Raw genomic sequence first — 3,538 nt, 5'->3', positions numbered from 1 at the left:
TTAATAAAAAGTTTCTCATCATAACGCACCTCCTTCAACATTTTAATCATATTATTTTGTTAAAAATGTTTGTCAAGTCATTTTCGCCAACAAATTTGAAAATTGGCTCTAATACTTATTCTATAGCCCGATTTTTCGGCACTACATCCTTACCACAAAATTCACTAAAACTATCAAATTACATGACCGCCCTCAACTTACTTAAAAAATCCATCCCTACTACACTATGAGAAGAAAGAATTCGTAAAGCCTTATGCACAAACGGAGATGGCTCCTTTAACTTCATCCTACTTACACCATTAACCTCAATCTCACAGGCATCTTCTTTCTCGAGTTCCTCGTAAATCTTTCTGCCTGTCATATCTTCTAATTCATCACGAATAAAATGTTCAAAGGTCAGATTCAATAGATACCCAAGCATACATATAAGAATGTGAGCCCTAACCCTCTTATTTAAATGATGATAAATGGGACGAACATCAACAAACGACTTAATATGATGAAAAGCACACTCAATCTTTATACGATTACGATAAGCACTTATAAGTTCTTTACAGGATGGCTCCATAAGATTTGAACATAATACATAAACACCATCAAGAACCTCCTCCTTCTTGACCCGAGAAATAGAATATTTAATCCTATCACCAACTTCCACATTGAAAAACCTTAAACTATCACGCCTCTTAAGATAATAATAAATCTTATTTCTTAATTTCTCTTTATCCCTATTATATTTTGCATTCTCAAGCTCAATATTAAGTTTCTCAAAATACTTCTCAATAGAAGAGAGCTTTTCTTTACGATTATGCCTCTCTTCTATAAACTTCTCAGGATTAAAACACAGAATATACCTGCGATCAGAAATAACACCCAACTCCTTATAATATGCCCGCTTATTATAATAATCAAAATAACTTAATTTCTCGGATAAATTGCTCTCATTTATTGTCTTTAAGAACTCAAAAGGAAACCCTTTAAGCGAACGAATTTTTGACCTCGAAATTGTACTCACAAAAGAATAGCCCTCCTTCTCAAGGCTATCTAAATTTTTATCTGTCACAATCCCCTTATCCACAACTAATGCACATTCATTTAAGTTAAACTGTTCTTTTAAAGAACTAACTATCTCAATTAAAGTTTGTGAATCTACTGTGTTGCCACTAAATACCTTCCACCAAAATGGGAACCCCTTCTTTGTGACTGCTATAGCTAATATGATTTGAGGCTTATCACCTCTCTTATCTCTTGAATGCCCAAAAGTAGCTAATGGAGGACCATTGCCCTCAAAATAAGTAGAGGTGAGGTCATAAAATACTAAATTAAATTCATCTAATCCTAACTCTTTTATCCTTTTATAAAGATGAACCTGAATCTCTTTTTCAATCTCCAAAATTTTATCCAATGTCCTATAAATCTCTGTTGGATTAAGTTCTTCTTTAGCTTGAATGAAAGGAAGAAGTGTCTTATTATACCAGCTACTAACTTTATAATCACTATCTGGATGAACGCACCTATTAATCACAAGAGCCCCTGCAACATTTTGTGTCTTCTCATCTAAAAGAGAGCAAATTAAATCCCGAAGCCCCCAATATACCCATAAATTGTGAAGCACAGCAACTGAAATCCCTTCACGAACTGACTTAATTTTTATATCTTCCCATTTCGCTATCACAATTTCTTCAAGCGACTTAACAGAAAGAAATAGCCTCCACTTCAAAACCTCCTCATTCGTTAACTTCCCTAAATTACGGATAGTCTTCTGCAAAACCTTCCTCTTCTTATCCCTGAAAGATACGACAACCCGCCAATATTCATACTTTTTACCATTTTTCTTTCTTACAGTTTTCCTTAAATACATAGTTAATCACTACAAATTTATATTTAATTCCAAGATGTCAAGAGAAAAAATAGAAGTCGGCACTACAAATTTAGGGATAAATATGTATTATGGGGTAGTTATTGGGGTTTGGGGGAGGGTATTAAATTTTTGGCGAAAATGACTTGTCAAGATATAATTTCATAAAAAGAAAAAAATTGAAATGTACACCGATACTATTATAATTAATAGGGAAAGTCCCGACAAGTCGGGACCCTACTTTTCTTTGAAAAAGACTCTCCCGATAAATCGGGAGCAAATCCATCAGTGCAAAGAAAAGTAGGCAAAAGAAACACGGACGGATTTCTTCAAAAAAGAAAGGGGGGAAGATGAAGTATATAGGTGTAGATTTGCACCAGAACTTCTCGCAAATTTTCTTACACGACAAGGAAACAGAAGAAACTATTGAGAGAAGGATCCCAAATGAGTTCGATGCTATAAGTAGTTTCTTTACTCAGTTTGACGGAGATTGCAAAGTTGCTATTGAAGCCACCAGAAATTGGTATTGGCTTGTTGACTTGCTTCAATCCATGGGGACAGATGTAATACTCTCTAACCCTGTTCAGACAAAAGCGATTGCATACGCAAGAGTGAAGAATGATAAAGTAGATGCAAGAATGTTATCTCAGTTATTAGAGAATGATTTACTTGCAGAGGCCTGGATTCCATCACCAGAACAGCGAAGAGTAAGGGAAATGCTGAGAATGAGATTAAGACTTGTAAAGATCAGGACAATGGCAAAAAATGTAATTCGCTCTTCTCTTGCGAAATTAAATGTAAGGACTGAGCACCAAGATATATGGAGAGGCAGAGGGAGAGAAGAACTTGAGAGTGTAACTTTGGAAGAACCTTACGATATGATTATTGACCAGCTTCTCGAAATTATAGATCTTGCAACCGATTTTATAATGAGATGGGAGCGAAAGGTAAAAGAAAGAGTGAAGAAAGATAAAGAGGCAATGGATAATTGTAGACTTTTAGAAACTCATCCCGGAATAGGTGATATTTCTGCTTTTACTATTCTTTACGAGAGTGGTCCAATAAGTAGATTTTCATTTTTAGATGACTACATTCCTTATGTTGGTTTATCCCCGAAAACGAGGGGAAGTGCAGATAAATATAGGACTGGCCATTTATCGAAGCAAGCAAATATGTATTTGAAATGGATTTATGTGGAGATAGCAACTCATATAATTAGGATGGGGAAAGGGCCACTCTGGCTTTACTATCAGAAGAAAAGGTGGCATCGTGGTAAGCCTGTAGCAAAGATAGCTCTTGCGAGAGAGATTGCTACAGATGTTTATTTTATGTTAAGAGACAATATAGATTATGCTACTTTTTTAAAGAGGGGAAAAGAAAGGAGAGCCGGACATGCTTCTGAAAAAGCTAACCTTTAATGGTTCTTGTCAAGGTTAAGCTGTCCGGTTCCCCGAATTAAATACCTTGCGCTATGATGCGCGAATAGAAGGTTGGGGAAAAATCCCCTTTAGGTAAAGAATTCGGGAAAATCTCTCCATTTAAAAAAGTAGCACATGGAGGGAAAAATGCAAGAAAAATAAATTTTTTAGTTGACTATCTTTTTATAGAAGTTTTTTTTAATTCATATCTTAATTAACTTCTTTAGCCTCCTTTACAATGCTCCCGGTGGAATTTGAGTTG

At 35.3% G+C, this 3,538-nt stretch carries 2 protein-coding genes; one reads left to right on the top strand and one right to left on the bottom strand.

Features of this window, described 5'->3' with window-relative positions; genetic code table 11:
- Positions 1-178: 178 nt before the first annotated feature.
- Entirely contained in the window at positions 179-1,861 is a 1,683-nt protein-coding gene (locus QMD21_07400) for an IS1634 family transposase (GenBank protein ID MDI6856587.1), read from the bottom strand.
- Between the two features lie 347 nt (positions 1,862-2,208).
- Here QMD21_07400 and QMD21_07395 point away from each other — a divergent pair, with 347 nt between their 5' ends.
- The gene (locus tag QMD21_07395; protein ID MDI6856586.1) at positions 2,209-3,276 is read left to right on the top strand and encodes an IS110 family transposase; all 1,068 of its coding nucleotides are present in this window, start codon (positions 2,209-2,211) and stop codon (positions 3,274-3,276) included.
- The last annotated feature ends 262 nt before the right edge of the window (positions 3,277-3,538 follow it).

The sequence above is a fragment of the Candidatus Thermoplasmatota archaeon genome (genome assembly GCA_030018475.1).
In the GTDB taxonomy this organism is placed as follows: Archaea; Thermoplasmatota; JASEFT01; order JASEFT01; family JASEFT01; genus JASEFT01.
The sequence above is the reverse complement of the archived record's forward strand: the minus strand, read 5'-3'. Positions and strand labels throughout refer to the sequence as shown.